Origin of the sequence: Promicromonospora kroppenstedtii, assembly GCF_044389675.1 — a bacterium.
Taxonomy (GTDB): Bacteria; Actinomycetota; Actinomycetes; order Actinomycetales; family Cellulomonadaceae; genus Promicromonospora; species Promicromonospora kroppenstedtii.
Map to the genome: position 1 here is coordinate 1 of NZ_JBIRYI010000001.1, position 23,335 is coordinate 23,335.

Below are 23,335 nucleotides of genomic sequence, written 5' to 3' on the forward strand. Positions count from 1 at the left end.
GACGTGCCGCAGAACCTGATCAACGCGGTCGTGGACGCCAACACCACCCGCAAGGACTTCGTCGCCGCGGACATCCTGCGCCGCGAGCCGAAGACCGTGGGCGTCTACCGCCTGGTCATGAAGTCCGGGTCGGACAACTTCCGGGCCTCCTCGATCCAGGGCATCATGAAGCGCATCAAGGCCAAGGGCGTCGAGGTCATCGTGTACGAGCCCAGCCTGGAGGACGACGAGTTCTACAGTTCCGAGGTCGTCCGCGACCTCGACCACTTCAAGGCCCGTGCGGACGTCATCATCGCCAACCGCCGTACCGAGGCCCTCGACGACGTCGCCGACAAGGTCTACACCCGCGACATCTACGGACGGGACTGAGCGATGCGCGTGCTGGTCACCGGCGGCGCCGGCTTCATCGGCGCCAACTTCGTGCACCAGACGGTGCGCGAGCGCCCCGGCGCGCGGGTCACCGTGCTCGACGCCCTGACCTACGCGGGCGACCGCACCTCGTTGGACCCGGTCGCGGACCAGGTCGAGCTGGTCGAGGGCTCGATCACCGACGCGCCGCTCGTCGACCGCCTCGTGGGGGAGTCGGACCTGGTGGTCCACTTCGCCGCCGAGTCGCACAACGACAACTCGCTGAACGACCCCTCGCCGTTCGTGCAGACCAACCTGGTGGGCACGTTCACGCTGCTGGAGGCGGTGCGCAGGCACGGGGTGCGGTTCCACCACATCTCGACCGACGAGGTCTACGGCGACCTGCCGCTCGACACCCCGGAGCGGTTCACACCGGACACCCCGTACAACCCGTCGTCGCCGTACTCCTCGACCAAGGCGGGCTCGGACCTGCTGGTCCGGGCCTGGGTGCGGTCGTTCGGCGTCCGGGCGACCATCTCGAACTGCTCCAACAACTACGGCCCGTACCAGCACATCGAGAAGTTCATCCCGCGGCAGGTCACCAACCTGATCGACGGCGTCCGCCCTCGCCTGTACGGCGCCGGCCTGAACGTGCGCGACTGGATCCATGTCGAGGACCACAACAGCGCGGTATGGGCCATCATCGAGAAGGGCGTCATCGGCGAGACGTACCTGATCGGGGCCGACGGCGAGACCAGCAACCTCGACGTGGTGCGCACCCTGCTGGAGATCTTCGGGCGCGACGCCGACGACTACGACCACGTGACCGACCGGCCGGGGCACGACCTGCGGTACGCGATCGACGCGAGCCGGCTGCGCACGGAGCTGGGATGGGCGCCGCGGTACACGGACTTCCGGGCGGGGCTGGCGGCGACCGTGGAGTGGTACCGGGGGCATGAGGCCTGGTGGAGGGGTGCGAAGGCGCTGACGGAGGCCAGGTACGCGGCTTCGGGGCAGTAGGTTTTTCTGGTCTTCCTGGCTGGGTCCGGTCCGGGCGAACGTGAGGGGTGCGCCGCCTCGCTCACGGGCCCCAGGGGCCCTCCGCTACGGTTTTACGGCGGCGCACCCCTCACGTTCGCCCGGACCTCTGCCGTCGGGTCGCCTTCGGTTGGCTGCCCCGAAGCCGCGTACCTGGCCTCCGTCAGGGCCTGGTGGCTGGGGTGGCTCGAAGACCGGAGACGTAGGTGCTGACCGCTTCCATGGTCGGGAGGAGGCCCTGGGTCTGGGCCTCCTTGAGGGTGGGGGCTGCCTCGTCCTTGTCCGAGAGGAGGGGGGTGATCGGGGTGCCGTCTCTCGCGGTGGTGGGCCAGGCGATGGCGAGGTCCTTGTCGAGGGGGTGGATGCCGTGCTCTCGGCCCGGGGCGTAGCCCGCGGAGCAGAGGTACAGGACCGTCGAGCTGTCCTCCAGGGACATGAACGCGTGGCCCAGGCCCTCGGACAGGTAGATCGCGCGGCGGTCGACGTCGTCCAGGAGGACGGCGTCCCAGGTGCCGAAGGTGGGCGAGCCCACGCGGATGTCCACGACGACGTCGAGCACCGCACCGCTGACGCACATGACGTACTTGGCCTGGCTGGGCGGCACGTCGGCGAAGTGGATACCGCGGAGCACCCCGGCGGCGGAGACCGAGCAGTTGGCCTGCTGGAGGTCGAAGGAGTGCCCGACGGCGTCGGCGAACGGGCCCGCCTTGAAGGCTTCGAGGAAGAGCCCGCGGGGGTCCCCGTGCTGCTTCGGCGTGATCTCGAACGCGCCGGGCACTGCCAGCTCGCGGTACTCCATGAGGCTCCTCGATCGGTTCGTCGGTGGCGCTGCGACCCTGGTTAGGATCCTAGGGTGACCAGCGGACAGAGCACGAAGCAGAGCTGGGTGGTCTTCGGCGCGGCGGGCATGCTCGGCCAGGACATGGTGGCCGCGGCGGAGGCCGCGGGACACCGCGTGACCGCGCTGCGCCGGTCCGACGTCGACATCACCTCCGCCTCGGCGGTGCTCGACGCCGTGGCCGGCCACGACGTCGTCGTCAACTGCGCGGGCTGGACCGCCGTCGACGACGCCGAGACGCATGAGCCCGAGGCCTTCGCCGCGAACGCGACGGGTCCCGCGCACCTCGCGCGCGCGGCCGCGGCGTCCGGGGCGCGTCTGGTCCACGTGTCCACGGACTACGTGTTCGACGGCGTCGCGACGGAGCCGTACGCCGAGGACGCGCCGGTGGACCCGCGCTCGGCGTACGGGCGCACCAAGGCCGCGGGCGAGTGGGCGGTGCGTGCCCTCGCGCCGGACGCCCTGGTGGTGCGCACCGCGTGGCTCTACGGTGCGGGCGGCAAGTGCTTCCCGAAGACCATCGCGCGCGTCGCGGGGGAGCGGGACCGGCTCACCGTCGTGGACGACCAGACCGGGCAGCCCACCTGGACCGCAGACCTGGCCGACCTCGTCGTGCGGCTCCTCGCCGCCGGCGCGCCCGGCGGGCTGTACCACGGCACGTCGTCGGGCCAGGTGACGTGGCACGGGTTCGCCCGCGAGGTGGTCGCGGCCGCCGGTCTGACGACGCCGGTGGACCCGGTGACGAGCGACGCCTACCAGGCGCCGGCGCCCCGGCCGGCGTACTCGGTGCTGGGGCACGACCGGCTCCGGGCGGCGGGCGTGGAGCCGATCGGCGACTGGGCCGACCGCTGGAAGGCGGCGGCGGGGGCGGTGCTGGGCGGGCACTGAACCCGTCGCGCCAGGCGCCCTGCGGTCACTGCTGCTCCAGCAGGCCCAGGAGGTAGGTGCCGTAGCCCGACTTGGTGAGCTTCTCCGCCCGGGTGCGCAGGTCGTCGTCCGACAGGAAGCCGCGCCGCCAGGCGACCTCCTCGGGGGCGCCGATCTTCAGGCCCTGGCGTCGCTCGATGGTGCGCACGTAGTCGGAGGCCTCCAGCAGCGAGTCGAAGGTGCCGGTGTCGAGCCAGGCCGTGCCGCGGGGGAGCACCTCGACCTGGAGCCGGCCCTGGCGCAGGTACTCGGCGTTGACGTCGGTGATCTCGTACTCGCCTCGCGCCGAGGGCTTGAGACCCTTCGCGATCTCGACGACGTCGTTGTCGTAGAAGTACAGGCCGGGCACCGCGTAGCTGGACCTCGGCCGAGCGGGCTTCTCCTCCAGCGAGAGTGCCTTGCCGTCGTTGTCGAACTCGACCACGCCGTAGGCGGTGGGGTCGGCGACACGGTAGGCGAAGACGGCGCCGCCGTCGAGGTCGGCGAAGCGCATGAGCTGATGGCCCAGGCCGGGGCCGTAGAAGATGTTGTCGCCCAGCACGAGCGCCGCGGACTCGCTGCCGAGAAACTCCTCGCCGAGCACGAAGGCCTGGGCGAGCCCGTCGGGCGACGGCTGCGCCGTATAGGTGATCGAGATGCCGAACTGGGAGCCGTCGCCGAGGAGGCGCCGGAACTGCTCGGCGTCGTGCGGGGTCGTGATGACCAGGATGTCGTTGATCCCGGCCAGGATCAGCGTGGAGAGCGGGTAGTAGATCATCGGCTTGTCGTAGACCGGGACGAGCTGCTTGCTGATGCCCTGGGTGATCGGGTGCAGGCGAGTGCCCGAACCGCCGGCGAGAATGATTCCGCGCATGAGGCGGATCCTCCCACGCCTCGGGTGGCCGGAGCCGTCGAAGACGCTCCCGACGAGAGAGTTCTTCCGGACTTCCACCCGTGAGCATCTCTCATCGGGAAATCTCCCGCGAGGATTCACCCGGATGAAATCCGACTGCCGGAGGAGCGGCGCTTGCGCAGATCAGGGCGGGGTGAAGCACGGGTGATCTCTTTCCGAGGGTGATGCGTCGGATACACCCAGGGCGGTAGTCAGTTGCTTATGCACGGACCTGAAGGACTCGGTGACCTGCTCACCGCGCCGAACCCCGCCGAACCCGAATCGCAGTCCACCGGCCGTCGTCGCCGGAGCAAGGGCTTCGTGGCGGCGATCGTCATCGGCGCCCTGGTGCTGGTCGGCGGGAGCGGGGCCATGGCGTACTACGGCTACCGGATCGCGCTCGACGAGAAGATCGAGCGCATCGACGACCCGTTTGCCGACCTCGACGACGCTTCCCGGCCCGAGCCGGCGCCCCTGGAGGGCACCACGGCGCCCGTGAACATCCTGGCGCTCGGCTCCGACAGCCGGATCTCGGCGGGCAACCCGTCCGACTGGAAGGTAGGAGCCCAGCGCACGGACGCGATCCTGCTGCTCCACCTGTCCGCCGACCGGAAGTCGGCCGCCGCGATCTCGATCCCGCGTGACTCCTGGGTGGACATCCCCGGCGTCGGCGAGGGCAAGATCAACGCCGCGTTCTCCTACGGCGGCCCGGCACTGATGATCCAGACGGTCGAGCAGCTCACCGGCGTGCGGATCGACCACTTCGCGGTGAGCGACTTCGAGTCGTTCACGACGCTCACCGACACCCTCGGTGGCGTCGAGATCAAGGTGCCCGACGGCGCCGGCGGGTCGGTCGAGCAGGAGATGACGGGCAAGGAGGCGCTGGAGTTCACGCGCGAGCGGTACGCGCTGGCGAACGGCGACTTCGGGCGCGTGCAGCGGCAGCAGGCCTGGATGCGGGCGATCGCGACCAAGGCCACCCAGGACAAGAGCGACCTGCTCAAGATGTCCCGGTTCCTGGAGGCCGCCGTCCGGGCGGTCGCCGTCGACGAGGACCTGACGATCGACCGGATGCTGGAGCTGGCAGTCAGCGCCAAGGACCTCTCCACCGGTGACATCACCTTCATGACCGCGCCCTACGCGGGCACCGGCCGGAGCGCCGACGGGCAGTCGATCGTGCTGCTCGACCGGGAGGCGCTCGACCCGCTCATGCAGGCCGTCGCGAAGGACGACCTGCCCGACTACCTGGCCGGTTCGCCGGGCGGGATCGACATGCTCCCGGACGTCGTGGAGTAGGCCTGCTGGTTGCCGTTCTGCACCGGCTTCCGGTGCGGAAATATCGCCCGGGTGAACATCGATGCCTTTCACCCACTATCAGCAATGGGTGGGTATGGGCCGCTTGTAGCATCAGGTCACCAATGGCGCATCCTGAACTCCGGCACCTTCCTTTTCGCGCCTGGTGGGTGCCCATCTCACTCATTGCTCTCGGGCAGACAAGGACATTCTTGCCGTGAAGGATCGCGCGTCGGGCGGGGTGCGTAGGCTCCGCCGCGCGCTGTGGCACCTCCGGCACGGCGGCGTCGAGCAGCTGCGCACGCACCTGGTCAGGCAGCGCGTACCGATGGCCGCGCAGGTGGGTGGGGCACGGCAGACCAGGAACGGCCTGACGTTCGACCCGTGGCCCGCGCGTCCGGTGTCCGGTCTGGCGGCGGACAGCGGCACGGCTGGGCCCACCGTCGTCGGCGGACCGCGTGACCTGCGCGTCGGCGTGATCCTGGACGACTTCTCGCGGCTCGCGTTCGCGCCCGAGTGGGACCAGGTCGCCGTCACCCCCGCGACCTGGCGGGACGAGCTGTCCGCCGGCCTGGACCTCCTGTTCGTGGAGTCCGCCTGGAACGGTAACGGCGGTGCGTGGCAGTACCACCTCACGGGGACGTCGGCCCCGCGGCCCGCGTTCGTCGAGCTCGTGGCGGCCTGCCGTGCGGCGGGCGTACCCACGGTGTTCTGGAACAAGGAGGACCCGGTCCACTTCGAGGACTTCCTCGACGCGGCCCGGCTGTTCGACCAGGTCTACACCACCGACGTCGACCGGCTGCCCGCCTACACCGAGGCGCTCGGCCACGACCGGGTGGGCGTGCTGGAGTTCGCCGCGCAGCCCTCGGTCCACAATCCCGTGCGCCTGCACGGCCGGGGCCCGGAGCGGGACGTCGCGTTCGCCGGGATGTACTTCGCGCACAAGTACCCGGAGCGGCGTGAGCAGATGGACCTGCTGCTCGGCGCCGCCCTCGACGTGTCGCCGATGATGGAGCACGGGCTCGAGATCTTCAGCCGGTTCCGCGGCAAGGACGAGAAGTACCAGTTCCCGGCGCCGCTGGACGGCCGCGTCGTCGGCTCGCTCGACTACGACCGCATGCTCACGGCATACCGGGAGTACAAGGTCTTCCTGAACGTGAACTCGGTGGTCGGCTCGCCGTCCATGTGCGCGCGGCGAATCTTCGAGATCACCGCCAGCGGCACGCCGGTCGTGTCCACGCCGAGCGCGGCCGTGGGAGAGTTCTTCCCGCCGGACGAGGTCTTCGTGGCCGAGAACCGCGAGGCCGGCGCGCACGCGATCCGGGCACTCGTCCGCTCGCCGGAGCTGCGCGACCGCGCGGTCCACAAGGGCCAGCGCCGTATCTGGCGCGAGCACACCTACGCGGCGCGGTCGCGGCGGGTGCTGCACGACGCCAGGCTGGTCGCCTCTCCCGTCGCTCCGCGGCCGAGCGTGACCGCCCTGGTCTCCACGAACCGCCCGCACCAGCTCGACCACGTGCTGTCCGTGCTGGGTGCCCAGGAGAGTGTGGACCTGCAGGTCGCGCTCCTGAGCCACGGCTTCGACGCGGACGACGCCGACCTGCGCGCCCGCGCGAAGGAGGCCGGCGTCGGCTCGCTGGAGCTGCTGACGGCTCCGGCAGACCTGCCGCTCGGTTCCTGCCTGAACCTGCTGCTGGAGGCCGCCGACGGCGACGTCGTGGCCAAGATCGACGACGACGACCTGTACGGCCCGCAGTACCTCTCCGATCAGCTCTACGCCCTGGCGTACTCCGGCGCGGACGTGGTGGGCAAGCAGGCGCACTACATGTACCTGGAGGGCGCGGACGCCACGATCCTGCGGTTCGCGGACCGGGAGCACCGGTACACGGACCGCGTGATGGGGCCGACGATCGTCGCTGGGCGTGAGATCGCTTCCAAGATCCGGTTCCGCTCGCTGGAGCGCGGCGAGGACACCGCGTTCCTCGCGGATGTCGTGGAGGCGGGCGGGATCGTCTACTCCGCGGACCGGTTCAACTTCGTCCAGGTGCGATCGGCCCCGGGTGGGCACTCCTGGACGGTCACCGAGGCCGAGCTGCTCGCGAGCGGCCAGGTCCAGCACTTCGGGCGTGCGGCGACGCACGTCATGTTCTGAGCGTACGAAAGAGGGAGTTCATGGGTATCAGCACCGTCGCGGTGGTCGGCCTCGGGTACATCGGCCTGCCTACGGCCGCGATCCTGGCCGCCAACGGCGTCGACGTCATCGGTGTGGACGTCAATCAGGCAACGGTCGACGCCGTCAACCGGGGCCAGGTGCCGTTCGTTGAGCCTGACCTGGCCGGATACGTATCGGCGGCGGTTACCGCCGAACGGTTCCGGGCGGTGACCGCTCCCGAGGAGGCCGACGCGTTCGTCGTGGCGGTGCCCACGCCGTTCACGGGCGACCACGAGCCGGACCTGAGCTACATCAAGGCAGCGGCAGAGGCGCTCGCGCCGCGGCTGCGCGGCGGTGAGCTCGTGGTCCTGGAGTCGACCTCGCCCCCCGGAGCCACCGCGCAGATGGCGCAGTGGATCCTGGACGTGCGCCCCGACCTCAGCCTCGACGGTTCCGGCGACCGGCCGATGATTCACGTGGCGCACTGCCCGGAGCGCGTGCTGCCCGGTCGCGTCATGGTCGAGCTCGTCACCAACGACCGCATCGTCGGAGGGCTGACGACCGAGGCCGCGCAGCGAGCCCGCGACCTGTACCGGGTCTTCTGCCAGGGCGAGATCCTGCTCACGGACGCGGTGACCGCGGAGCTCGCGAAGCTCGTGGAGAACTCGTTCCGCGACGTGAACATCGCCTTCGCCAACGAGCTCTCGGTGATCGCCGACCGGCTCGACATCGACGTCTGGGAGCTCATCCGGCTCGCCAACCACCACCCGCGGGTCAACATCCTGCAGCCCGGGCCGGGCGTGGGTGGCCACTGCATCGCCGTCGACCCGTGGTTCATCGTCGACGCGGCGCCGGAGGAGGCGCGCCTGATCCGGGCGGCGCGCGAGGTCAACGACGCCAAGCCGGAGTGGGTGCTCGACAAGGTGCGGGCCGCCGCGCAGGGCGTCGCTGAGCCGACCATCGCGGTGCTGGGGCTGGCGTTCAAGCCTGACATCGACGACCTGCGGGAGTCGCCTGCCCGTCGGATCGCCGGGCGGCTGGCCGACGAGTTCGCCGGGTCGGACGTGCTCGTCGTCGAGCCGCACGTCGAGGAGCTGCCCAAGGAGCTCGCGAACCGGCGGAACGTCATGCTGACGACGCTGGAGGACGCGGTGCCGAAGGCCGATGTCGTGGTGCTGCTCGTGGACCACTCGGCGTTCAAGCACGCGGACACGGAGGCCCTTGGGCTGGGCACGACGCCTCTGGTCGACACGCGCGGCGTGTGGGGGTGACCGTGCGATCACGGATCAGGCGTGTCCTGGGCAGGGCCCGGCGCGCCTTGGTGGCGAGGATCCAGCCGGTCGCAGTCGCCGCCGCGCTCTGTGGGGCAGCGGCCACCGCAGTTGTGGGGACGTTGACGCGGTCCTGGGTACTGACAGCCCTCGTAGCTGTCGTCTCGCTCGCGCTCGCAGCCGCGGTCCACGTGCAGCATCGCAGTGTCCGCGTGCACCTGGCCGCCGTCCACGCCTCCACCCGTGCACTGAGCCGGAAGGCCGGCCATCCCGGTCAGAGCGGTGGACGCGGCGTCACCGCCCGGCAGTCGGCCTCATCGACGCCACGAGCCGCGGGTACGGTCACTCCCGTCCCGCCCAAGCATCCGGCCGCGCCCGCCGGACTCGTGGCCCCGACCCGGCAGGTCCGCAAGGGCCGAGGCGGTTCTCCGCTGGCCGTCGAGAGCTGGAACGTGCGGGTGGACGACGACGCGGCGACCACCGCCCTGGTGACCATCTCTCCGGACGAACCGACGAAGTTCACCGTCCCTGTGCGGGGTGGCGGACGTCTCGAGGTGGAGTTCGCCCTGCGCTCGCCGTCGGCGGCCCCCAACCCTCGCGCATTGCAGGTGGACACGCAGTACATCAGCGCCGACGGCGAGCCGGTCGGCCACCCGGTGTCCGGGACCACCCTGCCCTACGTACCGGGTGCACTCCGGCGGAGGACGAGCCTCGTGGTGCCCGACTCGGCCGCGGCGGTGCAGTTCACGGTGCGCAAGGCGGGCGGGAACATCCCGTATCGGCTCGTCAACAGTGTCGAGGTGCGCCAGGAGTCGCTGGCAGCCGCCGGCCGCGGGGCCCGGGACGTCCGGGTGGCTTTCATCGCCGACACCTTCACCTTCAACTCCTTCCGCGAGGAGTGCGACGCGGTGGCCCTCGACCCTGCCCGATGGCGGGAACAGTTCGAGGAGCACACTCCTGAGCTGTTGTTCTGTGAGTCTGCCTGGGCAGGCGTGACGCCGGAGCGCGAGTGGCGCGGCAAGGTCTACGCGACCAACGCGTGGGCGCACGAGAACCGCACGACGCTGCTCGAGATCGTCGCGTACTGTCGCGCGAACGGGATTCCGACGGTCTTCTGGAACAAGGAGGACCCGAGCCACTACTACGACCGCAGGCACGACTTCGTCCGGACGGCGACGCAGTTCGACCACGTACTGACGACCGACGAGGCGTGCGTGGACCGTTACCGGGTCGAGTGGGGCGCTCGCAGCGTCGGTTGCCTTCCCTTCGCCGCCCAGCCGCGGCTCTACAACCCATCGGATGCGGCCGAGCGCGAGCCGGGCAGCATCGTCTTCGCGGGCAGCTGGTACACATACCACGTCGCGCGGAGCGCAGCGATGGCGTCGGTCTTCGACCAGATCCTCGAACAGGGGCTCCGGCTCGACATCTACGACCGGTACCACGGGGGCGACGACCCGCACCACTTCTACCCCGAGCGCTACCAGGGTCTGACCCGTGCGGCCGTCCCACACAGTGACCTCGCGCGGGTGTACAAGAAGTACGAGTTCGGCCTGAACTTCAACACCGAGACTCGCTCGCGGACCATGTTCGCGCGTCGGGTGTTCGAGCTCGCCATGTCCGGAACGCTGGTCGTCTCCAACTACTCCGCGGGCGTGGAGCGGTACTTCGGCGAGGGCGCGATCTTCGCGGACAGAGAGCCGGATCGGATTCGCGACATGGACGCTGCCGACCGCCTCCGCCTGCGGGAGACGAACCTCGACCTGGTCCTCAAGGACCACACCTACGCCCGGCGCTTCCGACAGGTTCTTGACCTGGTGGGGATCTCGTACGAGCCTGACGACGGTTCGGTCGACCTACTCGCCACAGCAAGCGACCGTAAGACCGTCGAGAGCATCCTCGACACCCGTAGGACCTTCGGCGATCACGTCGCTCGCACGGTGGTTGTCGTGCCGCGCACCGTCGACCCGTCGACGGTCCAGGGGCTCTACGCCTACGCGGGAGACAACGTCCACGTGGTCGCTGAGCCGTTCGTCGAGTCGGCGCTCGCGCGAGGTGCGAGCCGGCACGCGCTCGTGCTTGGCAGCCGGCCGGTGTCTCTGCTCGACCTGGACCGCGCCCTGCTGCACCTGACGTATGCCGACGGCGGAGTGGCGCTGGCCGGCACACGTGACTACGACTATGGCGGTGTCGGCGACGAGGTCTCGGTGCTGCTGCCGCAGGGCGCTGCCGTGCGACCGGTGCTTGACGGCACGGTCCGCGAGCGGCTCTACCGCATCTGAGGAGACATGGAAGCAAGAACTGCCGCAGGGCTGAGCGACGTCCGGCTCTCGATCATCATTCCGGCGTACAACGCGGAGGCGACACTCCGGTCCGCTCTGTCATCTGTGTCGAAGCTGGACGAGCATGGCGTGGACTACGAGGTCGTCGTGGTCGACGACCGCTCGACGGACTCGACGGTGGAGGTCGCCGAACACCTCAGCTCAGGACGTCCGAGCTGGCGGGTGGTGCGGCTTCCCAAGAACACAGGCTCGCCGTCAGGGCCACGCAATGGGGGAGTCGACGCAGCGCGTGGGGAGTTCGTCTACTTCCACGACGCGGACGACGAACTGCTGGCAGCCGGTGTCGCCGCAGCGCTCGACGTCGCCGTCCGGAAGGGGTCAGATCTCGTGAGAGGCCCCTTGCTGGTGCGTGACGACATGGGCGAGACCTACGTCGGCAACAGACTTGCGGACGCCGTCGAGGACGGCGACCGGGAGCGGCTGATCGAGCGCATCTTCGCCGAGCAGAGCACCACGCCTCCGGCCATCATCCGTCGCCAGCTTCTGGTGAACCACCAGATTCGGTGGGACCCAGACGTCCGTATGGGCGAGGACACGCTCTTTCTCGCCGAGGTTGCGCTGCGGGCGGATTCGATCCACTACTCCGACGCGCCGCTCTATGTGTACGACCGCCGGCTACGGGACGCACGCTCCTCGACGCAGGCCTATGACGACGCCGCCCTCCGTAACCACCTGCACGTCTGGACGTCGGTGCAGGGCCTGCTCGCCGAGCGCGGGATCGACTACTTGGCGGGGCGTGGGCGGATCGGGGTCCGCGAGGCACTCGTCGCGCTCTACACGCGGCGGTCGGGGAGCATCGCGCGAGATACGTTCGTGCGGCTGAAGGACTTCCTGCGAAGGTACGACGGGGTGCTCGGCGCCGACACGTTCAAGCCCCGCATCCAGGAGATCTACCGGACGGCGAGGGACGGTGCCTACGAGGCGTTCTGCGACGTGATCACGCCGAGACTGCTTGTCGCCGGCTACGACCTGAAGTTCATCATGGGAGCGTTGCCCCGCCTCGGGGACGACTTCGTCACCATGGTGGACGAGTGGGAGGGCCACGACCGGCACGACGCCAAGCGGTCGGAGCGCCTGCTGGCCTGGGCGGACATCGTGTTCTGCGACTGGCTGCTCGGGAACGCCACCTGGTACGCGCGGCAGGTGCGCCCCGAACAGGTGCTCGTGGTTCGTGGCCACCGGTTCGAGCTCGAGCGGAACTTCGGCTTCGATCCGGTGCTTGACCGGGTGGACCGGTTCTACTCGGTGTCCGTGAAGACGCTGGAGGACTTCCTGCAGGTCTTTCCTATCCCCCGGTCCAGGGCTCGGCTGCTGCCCAACTGGGTCGACGTGGACTCTTACGCCGTGGCTGACGACCCGGAACGGGTCTACCGGCTGGCTATCGTGGGTGCGGTTCCGGAGCGCAAGGGAATGCTTCGCGCGCTTCAGGTTCTTGCTGACCTCCGGACATCGGACGAGCGTTTCCACCTGCACGTGTACGGCAAGGCCGCGCACGAGGTCGACTGGATCTGGAAGGACGACTCCGAGCGGGAGTACTTCGAGCGGTGTGATCGCTTCGTCGAGCAGCACGAACTCACCGCGGCCATCACCTATCACGGTTGGGCGGACATGCGTTCCGAGCTCGCCACAATGGGCTGGGTCCTGTCGACCAGCGAGGACGAGAGCTTCCACCTCGCGCCGGCCGAGGGCTTCGCAGCGGGTGGACAGGGCCTCGTCCTGGACTGGCCGGGCGCGGAGTACGTGTATCCGCCCCGGTTCGTCTTTCCCTCGGTCGACGAGATGGTGTCGTACGTCGAGAAGAACCTCAACGCGGATACCTACGCGGAGGGCGCGGCGGAGGGGCGAGAGTTCGTGGTGGAGAACTACGACCTCGAACGCTTCGCCGAGCGGCTGACTGTCGACCTCAACGCCCTGCTGACACGGCGCAGCACGCGGTGACGCCCGGCCCGGTGACCTGATGACGGCAGGTCACCGGTTCACGGGCACCTCGAAGCGCTCCTGCTCGACGATCACGTTCCGCACGAAGCAGGAGATCGAAGTGGCTCGCTGTGCCGTCGTCCCGGTGAGCTCGATGCCGGGTTCCGGCGTATACCAGATCTTCTCGAGCACCCCCTCCGGGCTGTTGACGTAGAACGCGAAGGTCAGGCCGGCCGCGGGCGGGACGAAGTCGATGCGGTATCCGTCGGGGGTCGACGAGAGTGCAAAATTCTCGGCGGTGATGTTTCTCAACGACGCGATGCTTGCACCGAAGAACTGCGGAAAGGCGTCGGACACCGACTCGTAGGCGGCCTGCGGCGTCGCACCCGCGAGCAGCGCCCGGGTGGCGAGCAGCGTCACCTCGCGTGGCGGCGCGGAGTGCCCGCCGCCCCAGTCACCGATGGCCACGACGCCGGCCCCGTCAGTCAGGACGCCCTGTTGGACCGTCATCTCCCGCCGGGTGGCGTACGGCTTCGCATGCTGTTCCAGGTGCCAGTCGCCCGTGTTCTGCAGCACCAGGGTGGCCGATCGATCGCCCACACCTCCGAGCTGCGTCCTGATGCCCCGCCCCTCGAAGTACGCGCGGAGCGTCTCTCGCTCCTGGAGGTCGCCCGGATCGAGCCGGCTCGTCAGTGCCTCCGGAAAGGCGCTACGGACGTAGTCGGCCACCGCCGTGACCTCGTAGGCCAACAGGTCGGTCTGCGGGTTCCAGGCGAGTACCCGCGCGCGTTCACCGACCGCGCGGGCGGCGCTGAGCGCGGCGAAGCCGCCGCCGCTGCCGCCAATGAGCAGCAGGTCGACGTCGTAACGTTCGACGATGCCGGCGAGCAGGGCATGGAGGGCACGCTCGGCATGAAACCTCGAACAGCCCGCGTACCACGCGAGCTTGAGGTCACCGTGGTCGCTGATGGTCGGGTCGGCGACGCTGATGGAAGCGGTGCCGAGCTCGGTGCTGATGCCCTGGCCCGAGAAGTATGGACCGAGTGTGCCGTTGCGCTCCTTCGTCGCGCCGGAAAAGATCACCGGCACCGTGGCCGGGCCGTCCTCGCCCAGCGGTCGTCCGTAGAACGAGACATCCAACGTCCCGTCCGGGAACGCGATGGAGTGCAGCCCGGTGTCATGGCCCGGCGTGGCCAGGAACGCACTCAGGCTCTCCCAGCGGCGCACCGGCTGCTTCCACTGGGCGAGATCGACGGGGGAATGGGCGTGCACGAGGCCTCCGGACGGTGTGGTGGGTCGAGGCCGGGTCACGAGCCGAGGGTGAGGTCGACCATGACCTGCTGGATCGACCCGTGGCTGTCCTTGACGAAACAGCGCACCCCCGTGGCGGCGGCCGCTTCCTCCTGGCGCAGGTCGAGCCAGTAGTTGGCCCCGTACCAGTCGGCACGCAGCCGCTCGGAGCCCTGCATCACGTAGAAGGCGAACTCGCTCCCTCGAGGGTCTCCGGCGAAGATCACACGGACAGCGCTCTGGGCCCGTTCGACCCGGAACTGCGGCGTGCTCCGGCTGCCCTCCGCGACCGCCAGCTCGTGGATCGCGGCGAGCGCGAGGTCCAGTGCCTGAGGGTTGAAACGTGACCGGGTCAGCCGCATCCCGCTCACGGCGTGCCGTTGGCGTGCCTCGGCGTCGGCGGCGATCTCGACGCAGTGATCGTGGAAGGCCGCCCCGGAGACACGTGCGCCGTCCGTGCCGTAGAGCAGGGTTGATGTGTCGCCCGTGGGAGACAGCGCGTAGGTGCCTGTGCCCTGTGCCACGACGGCGGGCAGGCCGACGGCTATGGCGTCGATCGCGTCGCGACCCGCAGCGACCACTGCATACGCCCGGCCGTAGAGCTCACGAGTGGCGGCGGCGTCCAGATGCCCGTGGACGACGACGTCCGGGGCGCCTGGCGCCAGGCAGGCCTTGGCGAGCTGCGCCGTGATGTCGGGGCGGTTGGCACCCGAACCAGCCAGCTCGATGCGCCACCCAAACCGCTGCTCACCGGATGCGCGCTCGATGAACTCGCTGAGGAGCTCGAGGGCGGGGTCGAAGTCCTTGGTCAGGTTCGCGTGCACGGCCAGGACCAGCGCCCGAGGATCGTGCTTCGCCTGCTGCTGCGGCATCGCGTCCGCGCGCAGTCGGTTCTCGACCACGTGCACCCGGTCGGCCGGGAGACCGCTCACACCCCGCAGACGGTCGGCGACCGAACCGGTGACCGCGACGAGAGCGTTGGCCTGGTTCTGCCAGGTGTCGATGTCGTCCAGGTAGGGGCCGTGGAACGTCGCGACGAGGGGGAGCTCGTTCTGGGCGGCGAACCGGGTGGCGAACTTGCGCGCGGCAAAGGGATGGGTGTGCACCAGGTCCCAGGGGCCACGCCGTGCCGCGGCCTCGCTCGCGGCCTCGAGGTCGGCGAAGTCGACGAGGAACCCGTCCACCCCGCGCGCGGCGAGGCGTTCCAGGTATGGCCGCGACGAGGTGGCGACGACCACCTCGGCATCGCGTTTCCTGCCTGAGACGGCGATCTCCTCGCAGTGATCGTGGATGTCCCCGTGGGCGCCGTTCAAGCTCACCGGCATCAGAATGCGCATCATCAGATCCTTGCGTGCCGTCGGGCGTCGGTCAGGGTCGTGTGCATCCGCTCCATGGCTCGGCGGAGCACCGCGTCACCGTCGTGCATCAGCAGGAAGCTGCCGGTCCGGGTGACCGTGCCGAGCAGCTTGAGGGTCAGGTCCACCTGCCCCGCGGTATGCCGGGCCATGAGATGTTCCGCTTCGGCGAAAGCATGCACGTCGACCTTCTTGAGGCCCGGCACAGTCACCGACTCGGGGAACTCCGGGTAGACCACGACCAGCTCGGAAGCCTTGTCGGCCGCCGCCACGAGCAGCGCGCAGACGAGGCCGTCGCCGGCCGTCAGGTAGGTGCGGTCCTTCCCGGTCCTCGCCGTGATCTGCGCGAGCTGTGCCGCGGTCGACTCCGCCCCGGCCACATCGAGCGCGGGTCCTTGAACCGTCACGGTGACGATGTTCAGGTTCCCGCCACCGACATTGGCGACCATGTCGTCGAGGAGGGCGGCGAGGCTGGCGTGCTGGCTCGTCGTCTTCACGAGCACCACCGTCGGAGCTTCGGCAGAGGCACTCCGGACCAGCTCGACGGTTGGAGATGCCGTGAGCGCGGCAGCGCTGGAAGGCCCCTGGTACGCCGTGGCCTGCTGTGGTGCTCCGATGGAGGCCGGGCCCGCATGCGGTGGAACGACCTGGGCGATCGCCTGAGCGAAGTACGTGTAGACCGGCCCCGCGAAGTGGAAGGGCGCGAGCCCCCACTGATGGCCGGTGTCCGACCTGGTGTCTGCCAGTCGCACAGTCCGCAGGCCGAGATAGTTCTCGAGCAGGTCGACGTAGCGCTGTTGAAAGTAGTTGGCATCGGCCGGGGCGTAACCGTAGCTGTCACCACTGTACTGACCGTCGACGGAGTGCTCGGCCCAGTTCGGCGCCAGGACGAGCGTTCGCTCGGTCAGCTGCAGGCGGTCGAGCTCCGCGCGCAAGGTCTGGGCGGCCCAGCCGAACACCTCGAAGTGCTCGTCCGTACCGAACCGCAGGTAGCGGGTCGACGCGTCGGAGATCTGCTGCGTGAGGCCGGCGCCGTCCAGCTCGATCGATCGCGTGACGTACGAGCCGTCCGGCATCTCGAAGACGCCTGCACGCTCGTCCGTCAGGTCGACGAGAACCAGGTCCGTGTCCGTGGCATGGCGGTCGAGAGTTCCGTAGAGGCTGCCGCTCAGGGCACCCTGCACCATGCGCTGCTGGAACCGCGAGGAGATGACGGACAGGTCCAGCGGGTAGGCGAGCGGGGGCCGGGCAGCCGAGATCATCGACTGGCGAGCGACGTAGTCGACCAGCTCGTACCCGTCCTGCGGGAGGGCGTTGAACGTGTCCCGCGACACGCACGAACCGTAGACGAAGACCCTGGTGGCGCTCATGCCCCGCCCTTCGCGCTCGCTGCGGTCAGCTCCCCGCCCAGGTCGAAGTCGGGCAGCAGGTCGGGCAGCACGGGCGTGAGCATCCGCGCCGTCGCCTCGATGGTGCGGGCGGCGCTCTGGCCGTCGCCGTACGGGTTCACCGACTGGGCCATTGCGGCGTAGGCGATCTCGCTGGTCAGGAGCCGGGCTACCTCGGCCACGATACGGTCCTCGTCGGTGCCGATGAGCCGGGCGGTGCCGGCCTCGACCGCCTCCGGTCGCTCCGTGTTGTCGCGCATGACGAGCACCGGCTTGCCGAGACTGGGCGCCTCCTCCTGGAGCCCGCCCGAGTCGGTGAGCACCAGGGTGGACAGTGACAGCAGGTGGGTGAACTCGCCGTATGCGAGCGGTTCGGTCACCGTGACGTTCGCGAGCCCGTCGAGGTGCGGCAGCACCGCCTCGCGCACCACCGGGTTGCGGTGCACCGGCAGCACGATCTCCGTGTCGGGGAAGCGGCGGGCGACGCGCGCCAGGGCGCGGCCTACACCCTCCATCGCGTCGCCCCAGTTCTCCCGCCGGTGGGTGGTCACGAGGACGATCCGGCGGCCTGACGCCGCCACGCGCTCGACCGCCTGGTCCGTGAAGGCCGTGCGGCGCTCGACTGCCATGTACAGCGCGTCGATGACGGTGTTACCGGTCACGGCGATGTCCTCGAGCTGGACGCCCCCCGCCACCAGGTTGGCCAGGCTGCGCAGGGTCGGGGCGAGGTGCAGCGAGGCGATCTGCGACGTGATCTTGCGGTTCGCCTCCTCCGGGAACGGCGACATGATGTCGCCGCTGCGCAGGCCCGCCTCCAGGTGCACCACGGGAATCTGCCGGTAGAACGCCGCGAGTGCCGCGGCCGTCGACGTCGACGTGTCGCCCTGCACGACCACGGCGTCCGGCTTCAGGTCCGCGAGGATCGGGTCGAGCTGCTCCATGACGCGCGCGAAGATCTGGGCGAGCGTCTGGCCGTGGCTCATGATGTCGAGGTCGTAGTCCGGCACGATGCCGAAGATCTCGTTCACCTGGTCCAGCATCTCGCGGTGCTGCCCGGTCACGACCGTGACCGACTTGAACTCCTCGCTGGTCTCGAGCGCCTTGATCACAGGGGCGACCTTGATCGCCTCCGGCCGCGTGCCGTAGACCGTCATGATGAGCGGGCGGGTGGTCACATGTCCTCCTGGGCTGTGCTTCTCGTGCGTGCGGCTCGTTCCAGAGCCTTCAGTTCCTTGCCGGTCGGCCGCGCGTGCCGTTCCCGCACCCGCCCCTTGGGCGGTTCCGGCGCGTCGATCCGGACCTGCGTCTCGCGGCGTTCGGCGAACGCCTCCTCGAGGATCCGCCTGGCCTCCTCGGGCTTGTCCTTCGCGAAGGCCCACGCCCACTTGCGGTAGCGGACGGCGACGTCCTGCGCCTCGCCGTCGAGCACCAGCCGGCCGTGGTGCAGCCAGATGGCGCGGGTGCAGGACTCCTCGATGGTCTGCGCCGCGTGGCTCACGAGGAACACCGTGCCCGCCTGCTCGCGGAGCTTCGTCATCCGGGCCTCGCTGCGCTCCTTGAACGCCGCGTCGCCCGTGGCCAGGGCCTCGTCGATGAGCAGGATGTGCGGGCGGGCCGCCGTCGCGATGGCGAAGCGCAGGCGCGCCGCCATGCCCGACGAGTAGGTGCGCATGGGCAGGTAGATGGACTTGCCCAGACCGGCCAGCTCGATCACGTCGGGGATCGCGGCCTGCGCCTCGGCGGGGGAGAGGCCCATCGCCAGACAGCCCAGGCGCACGTTCTCCTCGCCCGGCAGGTCCGGGACCAGGGCGGCGTTCACGCCGATGAGCACGGGCGTGCTCTCCGCCAGCACCTGGCCTTTCGTGGGCTTCTCCAGACCGGCGATGATGCGCAGCAGCGTGCTCTTGCCCGAGCCGTTCTGCCCTACGAGGCCGATCTGCTCGCCGGAGTTGGCGACGAACGAGATGTCCGTCAGGGCGCGCACGGTCACCTTGGGCTCCTGGCCCATGACGTTCAGCACGGCCCGCTTCACCTTGGCCCGGCGGCCGTGGCTCGTGTCCGTGGACGGTGTCCGGTAGAACATCCGCAGCCCCTGCACGGCCACCGTGGGCCACAGCACCGGGGTGCTTCCTGACTTCGGCCGGACGGCGGCGAGCTGGCCGGTGTTCGGCGGGGCCTGCACCGACATCGGGATCGCACCGGTGGCCGGCCGCTGGGCCGCCTGGGCCGGCAGCGGCATCGACGCGGGGCCGTTCTGGCCGAGCGGCGGGGGCATCGGGTAGTCGAGATCAGCGGCCATAGCTCTCCTCCGCCCGCCAGAAGACGACGAACCCGACCACGAGCAGCCCTACGCTCCAGCCGCCGAGCCATACCCAGCGCATCGGGTCGGGCGTCGTGGCGTACAGCACGCAGTCGCGCACGATGTCCAGCACGATGAACATCGGGTTCGCCTCCAGCCACATTCGCTGGACCGGGTCGTCGATGAGGTTGTCGAACGAGAAGAACACCGCTGAGGCATACAGCCAGACCCGCATCGCCATGCCGATGAGGTTGGTGATGTCGGGCAGCGCGGCCGCCCATCTACCCACCAGTAGCGCCAGCCCCGTGGTGAACATGACCTGGAGCGCCAGGGCGGCAGGGACCAGGGCAATGCGCCAGGTGTACTCCTCGGCCGGCGCAGTGAAGTAGATCAGCGCGGCGAGGGTGACCAGCGTGGGCCCCAGATTGAGCAGGTTGCGCAGCACCACGGAGATCGGCAGTGCCGCGCGCGGGAACGTGAACGCCCGGATCAGGTTCTTGCCGGACTGCACCGACCGCGCGCCGCCGTTGATCGACTGCGTCGTGAACTGGAAGAGGAACACGCCGATCAGCAGGTACCCGATGAAGTTGTCGATGCCGTGCGAGCTCTTCATGAGCAGCCCGAACACCAGGTAGTAGACCGTTCCGTCGATCAGCGGGTTCAGCACCAGCCACGCCTTGCCCAGCAGGCTCTGCCGGGTGCCGCTGGCCACCTTCGCGCGGGCGTCGGCCCACAGGAAGTGCCGGCGCGCCCACAGCAGCCGCACGTACTGCCCCAGCGGCGGTCGCGCTCCCACGCGCGACAGGTTGCCGAGCGTCACCAGCTTCGTCGTCGTCGGCGAGGCGTCGAACAGCGCCGCGTACGAACCGGTCTCGGGTCCCGCGCTCACACCCTCACCCCCAGGCACTTCCGGTAGATGCCCAGGTAGGTCTCCGCGTTACGCACCCATGTCCTCTCGGTAGCCACCCCGTGGCCCAGCTCCACCAGCTCGGCCCGTCGTCCCGCGTCGGCCAGCAGGCCGCCGACGGCGTCCGCCCAGCCCGCCAGGTCGTCCGCGTCGACGTGCAGTCCCGCACCGCCCACCGCCTCGGCGAGCGCGGGCAGCGCGCTCGCCACCACCGGCCGCCCCACCGCCATCGCCTCGACCGGCTTGAGCGGCGTCACCAGGCGCGTCACCTCGTGGTCGCGCCGCGGCACCAGCACCACGTCGAGCGCGGCCAGCCAGGTCAGCGCCACGTCGGGCGGTACGCGCCCGGGCAGCACCACGTGCTCCGCCACGCCGAGCTCGCGCGCGAGCCGCGCCAGCCCCGGCCGGGAGACGCCGTCGCCCACCAGGACGCCCGTCACCTCCTGGCCGCGCGCACGGAGCGTCGCCACGGTGCGGACCACGGTCTCCAGACCCTCGTAGTCGACCAGGCTGCTCACCGTGCCGATCGCGGGACCGGCGGGCAGGCCCAGGGCCGCCCGCGCCGCCTCCGGCGTCGGGTGGTGCCCGGCGAGCAGGGCGTCCGGCACGGCGTTCGGCACCACGGTGATGTGCCCGGCGGGCACACCCCGTGCCACCAGCGCGTCGCGCATCGTCCCGCTGAGCGTCACCACCGCGTCGGCGGCCAGTGCCAGCTCGGTCTCCTTGGCCTGCATCAGTGCGCGACGGCGCGACGCCGCCGCGCACGCCCGGGCCTCGGACGTGCCCTGCGCCGCCACCCAGGTCTCCTCCGGCAGGCCGCGCACCTCGTACACCCACGGGATGCCGAGCCGGCGGGCGGCCGCGCGGGCCAGCGACCCGACGGCGGCCGGGGTGGTCGTGTGCAGCACGTGAGCGCCCGCAGCGCGGGCAGCCTCGACCAGCAGGTCCGTCTCCTGGGCGGCCCGGCGCGCGGCGTCGGACGTCGCCCGCGCGGGGACCAGGCGGCGGTAGGCGACGCCGTCCACGACGTCGGTCCCGCGGGCCCCGAGGGACCCGATGGTCAGGGGGTAGCCGGGCCGCGTCGTCGCCGACGCGTCGAGCCCGTGGGCGCGCTGCGCCACCAGGATCGCGTGCGAGCGCAGCGTGTAGCCGCTCTGCGTGTGCGGCAGGGAGTTGGTCAGGTGGTGCAGCACGGTGACGGCGCCGGACGGCGGGTCACCGGCGCGGCCGGAACCGGCGGTCTCGTCCCGGGACCCGGGCTGGAGCTCGGCGACCTGGGCGCGCAGCCCGGCGGGCGCGTCCGGCCCGATCGCCTCGACGTCGCCCAGCAGCCAGGCCGCGCGGTACCGCGCGGGTCCCGCCCCGGCGACGCCGTCGACCAGCTCGGGGCGGCCCACCGCCACGGCCACCTCGGCCGCGATACGCCGCCCCCGGGTTCCGGGGCGGCCCAGCAGCCGCTCCGCCTCGCCGGCGGCGCCGGTGACGTCGCCCGCGAGCATCCGGCCCAGCGCGTGCCGCGCCGACGGCGCCGGCGCCAGGTTCAGGGCGCCCACCAGCGGCCGGCGCACCCGCTCGGGCGCCCGGCGCGCCGCCTGCACGGCGAGCCACAGGGGGTCCTCGACCACGGTGCGAGCCACGAAGGACGTGGTGTAGCGCAGGTTGCGCGCGAGCTCGCCCGCACGCCGGAACGGTCCTGCCATCAGAATCGGGCCCCTCGTTCGACGGGCTCGGGCCGCAGCGGGTGGGGGAGCAGCTCGTCGAGCAGCTCGGTGTACCGGTGCCCCAGCACCTCGTCGCTCGCGTGCTCGGCCACCCACGTGGCGGCGTCGGGGGAGGCGGCGGGCACGACGCCGTCCGACAGCCAGCCGCACCACAGATCGGCGAGGCCCTCGACGTCGCCGGGGTGCACCACGGCGCCCGCACCGTTCGCCGAGACCAGGCTCGCGGCCTCGCCGGCGAGACATGCGGAGGCGACCACGCCCGAGGCCATGACCTCGTACAGCTTGGACGGGACGGTCCACTCGAACGGCGCCCAGTCGCGCAGCGAGACGATCGCCGTGTCGGCCCACGCGTACAGGTCGCGCACCTGGGTCGACGGCACGGACGGCTCGACCCGGACGGGCGCGCCGAGCTCCTCCGCCAGCAGGCGCAGCGGCTCCAGCTCGTTGCCGTGGCCCACGATCCGCACGTCGAGCGCGTACCCGCGCTCCTGGACCAGGGCCGCCGCGCGGACCACGACGTCCAGACCCTGCGAACGGCCCACGGTGCCCGCGTACACGGCGCGCAGCGGGCGGCCCGTCAGGGGCACGGGGGCGTGCTCCCGGACCGCCTCGAACGCCGTGCCGTTACGTACCACCGCGACATTCCGGACGCCGCGCGAGCGCAGCACCTCGGCGAACGCCGCGGTGGTGGTGACCACGAGGTCGGCCCGGGCCTGCAACCGGGTCACGGTCCGGTGCACCACGCGCGCGGCGAGGTCGCGGACCAGCCGGCGCAGGTCGGTGCGGCGACCCCGGCGCAGCAGGATGCCGCTGGGTTCGATGAGGTCGGGCCAGGCGTCGCGCATCTCGACGATCAGCCGGGCACGGTGCCAGCGGGCGAGCGCCCACCCCGCGACGACACTGGGGATCCCGGGCACCGTGGCGATGACCACGGCGGGCCGGCCGGCCGTGGGGCGCACCCCGCGCAGCACCGAGCTCACGGCCGCGACGAGCTGGTCCGCGACCCGCGATCCGAGCCCATGAGAATGCTCGCGAAAATTCACCCGGATGATCTTCTCGCCATGGTTTCCCGTGGTTACCGCACCGGGTGAGAAATCGGGTGAATAATGGGTGATCTTTCCCGAGGGGTAGTGCGGCGGAGGGGTCAGTACGGTTACCGGATAACCCGCTGGTACAAGGTGCCCGGACAGGGCTCCCCACCGCCTCTGCGGTGCTCCGGTCTCGGGCGCGTAGTGGTGCGTGACGAGGAGAACTGCGCGGTTCTGCTGCCGTCTGACGCGTGCGACCACGCTGGATCCCCTCTCTGTTCGGCGCCCTGCCGACCTTTATCGGAATTCACCCGCACGGGCATTCTCCGGTTGCGGTGCAGGCTTAAGGGTAG

Annotated in this window: 18 protein-coding genes; 8 read left to right on the forward strand and 10 right to left on the reverse strand. The window is 70.4% G+C overall.

The features are described from left to right. Positions 1–369: UDP binding domain-containing protein (locus ACH47X_RS00005; RefSeq protein ID WP_397400226.1), on the forward strand; the 369-nt coding region annotated here is incomplete at its 5' end. Positions 370–372: 3 nt separating this feature from the next. Next, entirely contained in the window at positions 373–1,368 is a 996-nt protein-coding gene (gene rfbB, locus ACH47X_RS00010) for a dTDP-glucose 4,6-dehydratase (RefSeq protein WP_397400228.1), read from the forward strand. Between the two features lie 181 nt (positions 1,369–1,549). On the opposite strand, the gene ACH47X_RS00015 is transcribed toward rfbB, so the two are convergent. Next, entirely contained in the window at positions 1,550–2,185 is a 636-nt protein-coding gene (locus ACH47X_RS00015; protein WP_397400230.1) for a dTDP-4-dehydrorhamnose 3,5-epimerase family protein, read from the reverse strand. A 54-nt stretch (positions 2,186–2,239) separates the two neighbouring features. Between ACH47X_RS00015 and rfbD the strand changes: the two genes are divergently transcribed. Further along, positions 2,240–3,112 carry a dTDP-4-dehydrorhamnose reductase gene (rfbD, locus tag ACH47X_RS00020; protein ID WP_397400232.1) on the forward strand — a complete coding sequence of 291 codons (873 nt, stop codon included), beginning with the start codon at positions 2,240–2,242 and terminating at the stop codon, positions 3,110–3,112. A 25-nt stretch (positions 3,113–3,137) separates the two neighbouring features. Here the strand turns inward: rfbD and rfbA are convergent, their stop codons facing one another. After that, a complete protein-coding gene (gene rfbA, locus ACH47X_RS00025; protein ID WP_397400234.1) occupies positions 3,138–4,004 on the reverse strand; it encodes a glucose-1-phosphate thymidylyltransferase RfbA in 867 nt (288 codons plus the stop codon). A gap of 240 nt (positions 4,005–4,244) precedes the next feature. Here rfbA and ACH47X_RS00030 point away from each other — a divergent pair, with 240 nt between their 5' ends. The 5 genes from ACH47X_RS00030 to ACH47X_RS00050 all read left to right on the forward strand — a co-directional run bounded on the left by ACH47X_RS00030 (position 4,245) and on the right by ACH47X_RS00050 (position 13,015). Continuing rightward, positions 4,245–5,318 carry an LCP family protein gene (locus tag ACH47X_RS00030; RefSeq protein ID WP_397400236.1) on the forward strand — a complete coding sequence of 358 codons (1,074 nt, stop codon included), beginning with the start codon at positions 4,245–4,247 and terminating at the stop codon, positions 5,316–5,318. A gap of 325 nt (positions 5,319–5,643) precedes the next feature. Then, complete coding sequence (locus ACH47X_RS00035; protein WP_397401486.1) at positions 5,644–7,467, forward strand: glycosyltransferase family protein; 1,824 nt, start codon at positions 5,644–5,646, stop codon at positions 7,465–7,467. Between the two features lie 20 nt (positions 7,468–7,487). After that, on the forward strand, positions 7,488–8,738 hold the full coding sequence (gene wecC, locus ACH47X_RS00040) for a UDP-N-acetyl-D-mannosamine dehydrogenase (RefSeq protein ID WP_397400238.1): 1,251 nt from the start codon (positions 7,488–7,490) through the stop codon (positions 8,736–8,738). Positions 8,739–9,124: 386 nt separating this feature from the next. Further along, positions 9,125–11,017, forward strand: coding sequence for a CgeB family protein (locus ACH47X_RS00045; protein ID WP_397400240.1), 1,893 nt, complete (start codon positions 9,125–9,127; stop codon positions 11,015–11,017). Positions 11,018–11,023: 6 nt separating this feature from the next. Continuing rightward, positions 11,024–13,015 carry a glycosyltransferase gene (locus tag ACH47X_RS00050; protein WP_397400242.1) on the forward strand — a complete coding sequence of 664 codons (1,992 nt, stop codon included), beginning with the start codon at positions 11,024–11,026 and terminating at the stop codon, positions 13,013–13,015. Between the two features lie 30 nt (positions 13,016–13,045). On the opposite strand, the gene ACH47X_RS00055 is transcribed toward ACH47X_RS00050, so the two are convergent. The 8 genes from ACH47X_RS00055 to ACH47X_RS00090 all read right to left on the reverse strand — a co-directional run bounded on the left by ACH47X_RS00055 (position 13,046) and on the right by ACH47X_RS00090 (position 23,243). After that, positions 13,046–14,221, reverse strand: coding sequence for a hypothetical protein (locus tag ACH47X_RS00055; RefSeq protein WP_397400244.1), 1,176 nt, complete (start codon positions 14,219–14,221; stop codon positions 13,046–13,048). 80 nt (positions 14,222–14,301) lie between these two features. Beyond that, positions 14,302–15,621, reverse strand: coding sequence for a glycosyltransferase (locus ACH47X_RS00060; RefSeq protein WP_397400246.1), 1,320 nt, complete (start codon positions 15,619–15,621; stop codon positions 14,302–14,304). 2 nt (positions 15,622–15,623) lie between these two features. Continuing rightward, on the reverse strand, positions 15,624–17,009 hold the full coding sequence (locus ACH47X_RS00065; protein WP_397400248.1) for a DUF6270 domain-containing protein: 1,386 nt from the start codon (positions 17,007–17,009) through the stop codon (positions 15,624–15,626). Next, positions 17,006–18,181 (reverse strand): non-hydrolyzing UDP-N-acetylglucosamine 2-epimerase, encoded by a 1,176-nt coding sequence (gene wecB / locus ACH47X_RS00070; RefSeq protein WP_397401488.1) that lies wholly within the window; start codon positions 18,179–18,181, stop codon positions 17,006–17,008. Before wecB ends, ACH47X_RS00065 begins: the two co-directional genes overlap by 4 nt. A 17-nt stretch (positions 18,182–18,198) precedes the next feature. After that, on the reverse strand, positions 18,199–19,326 hold the full coding sequence (locus ACH47X_RS00075) for an ABC transporter ATP-binding protein (RefSeq protein WP_397400250.1): 1,128 nt from the start codon (positions 19,324–19,326) through the stop codon (positions 18,199–18,201). Further along, on the reverse strand, positions 19,316–20,215 hold the full coding sequence (locus ACH47X_RS00080) for an ABC transporter permease (RefSeq protein ID WP_397400252.1): 900 nt from the start codon (positions 20,213–20,215) through the stop codon (positions 19,316–19,318). The genes ACH47X_RS00075 and ACH47X_RS00080 overlap by 11 nt, the downstream gene beginning before the upstream one ends. Next, entirely contained in the window at positions 20,212–21,933 is a 1,722-nt protein-coding gene (locus ACH47X_RS00085) for a glycosyltransferase (protein WP_397400254.1), read from the reverse strand. The genes ACH47X_RS00080 and ACH47X_RS00085 overlap by 4 nt, the downstream gene beginning before the upstream one ends. Beyond that, complete coding sequence (locus tag ACH47X_RS00090; protein ID WP_397400256.1) at positions 21,933–23,243, reverse strand: glycosyltransferase family 4 protein; 1,311 nt, start codon at positions 23,241–23,243, stop codon at positions 21,933–21,935. Before ACH47X_RS00090 ends, ACH47X_RS00085 begins: the two co-directional genes overlap by 1 nt. Positions 23,244–23,335 lie beyond the last annotated feature (92 nt).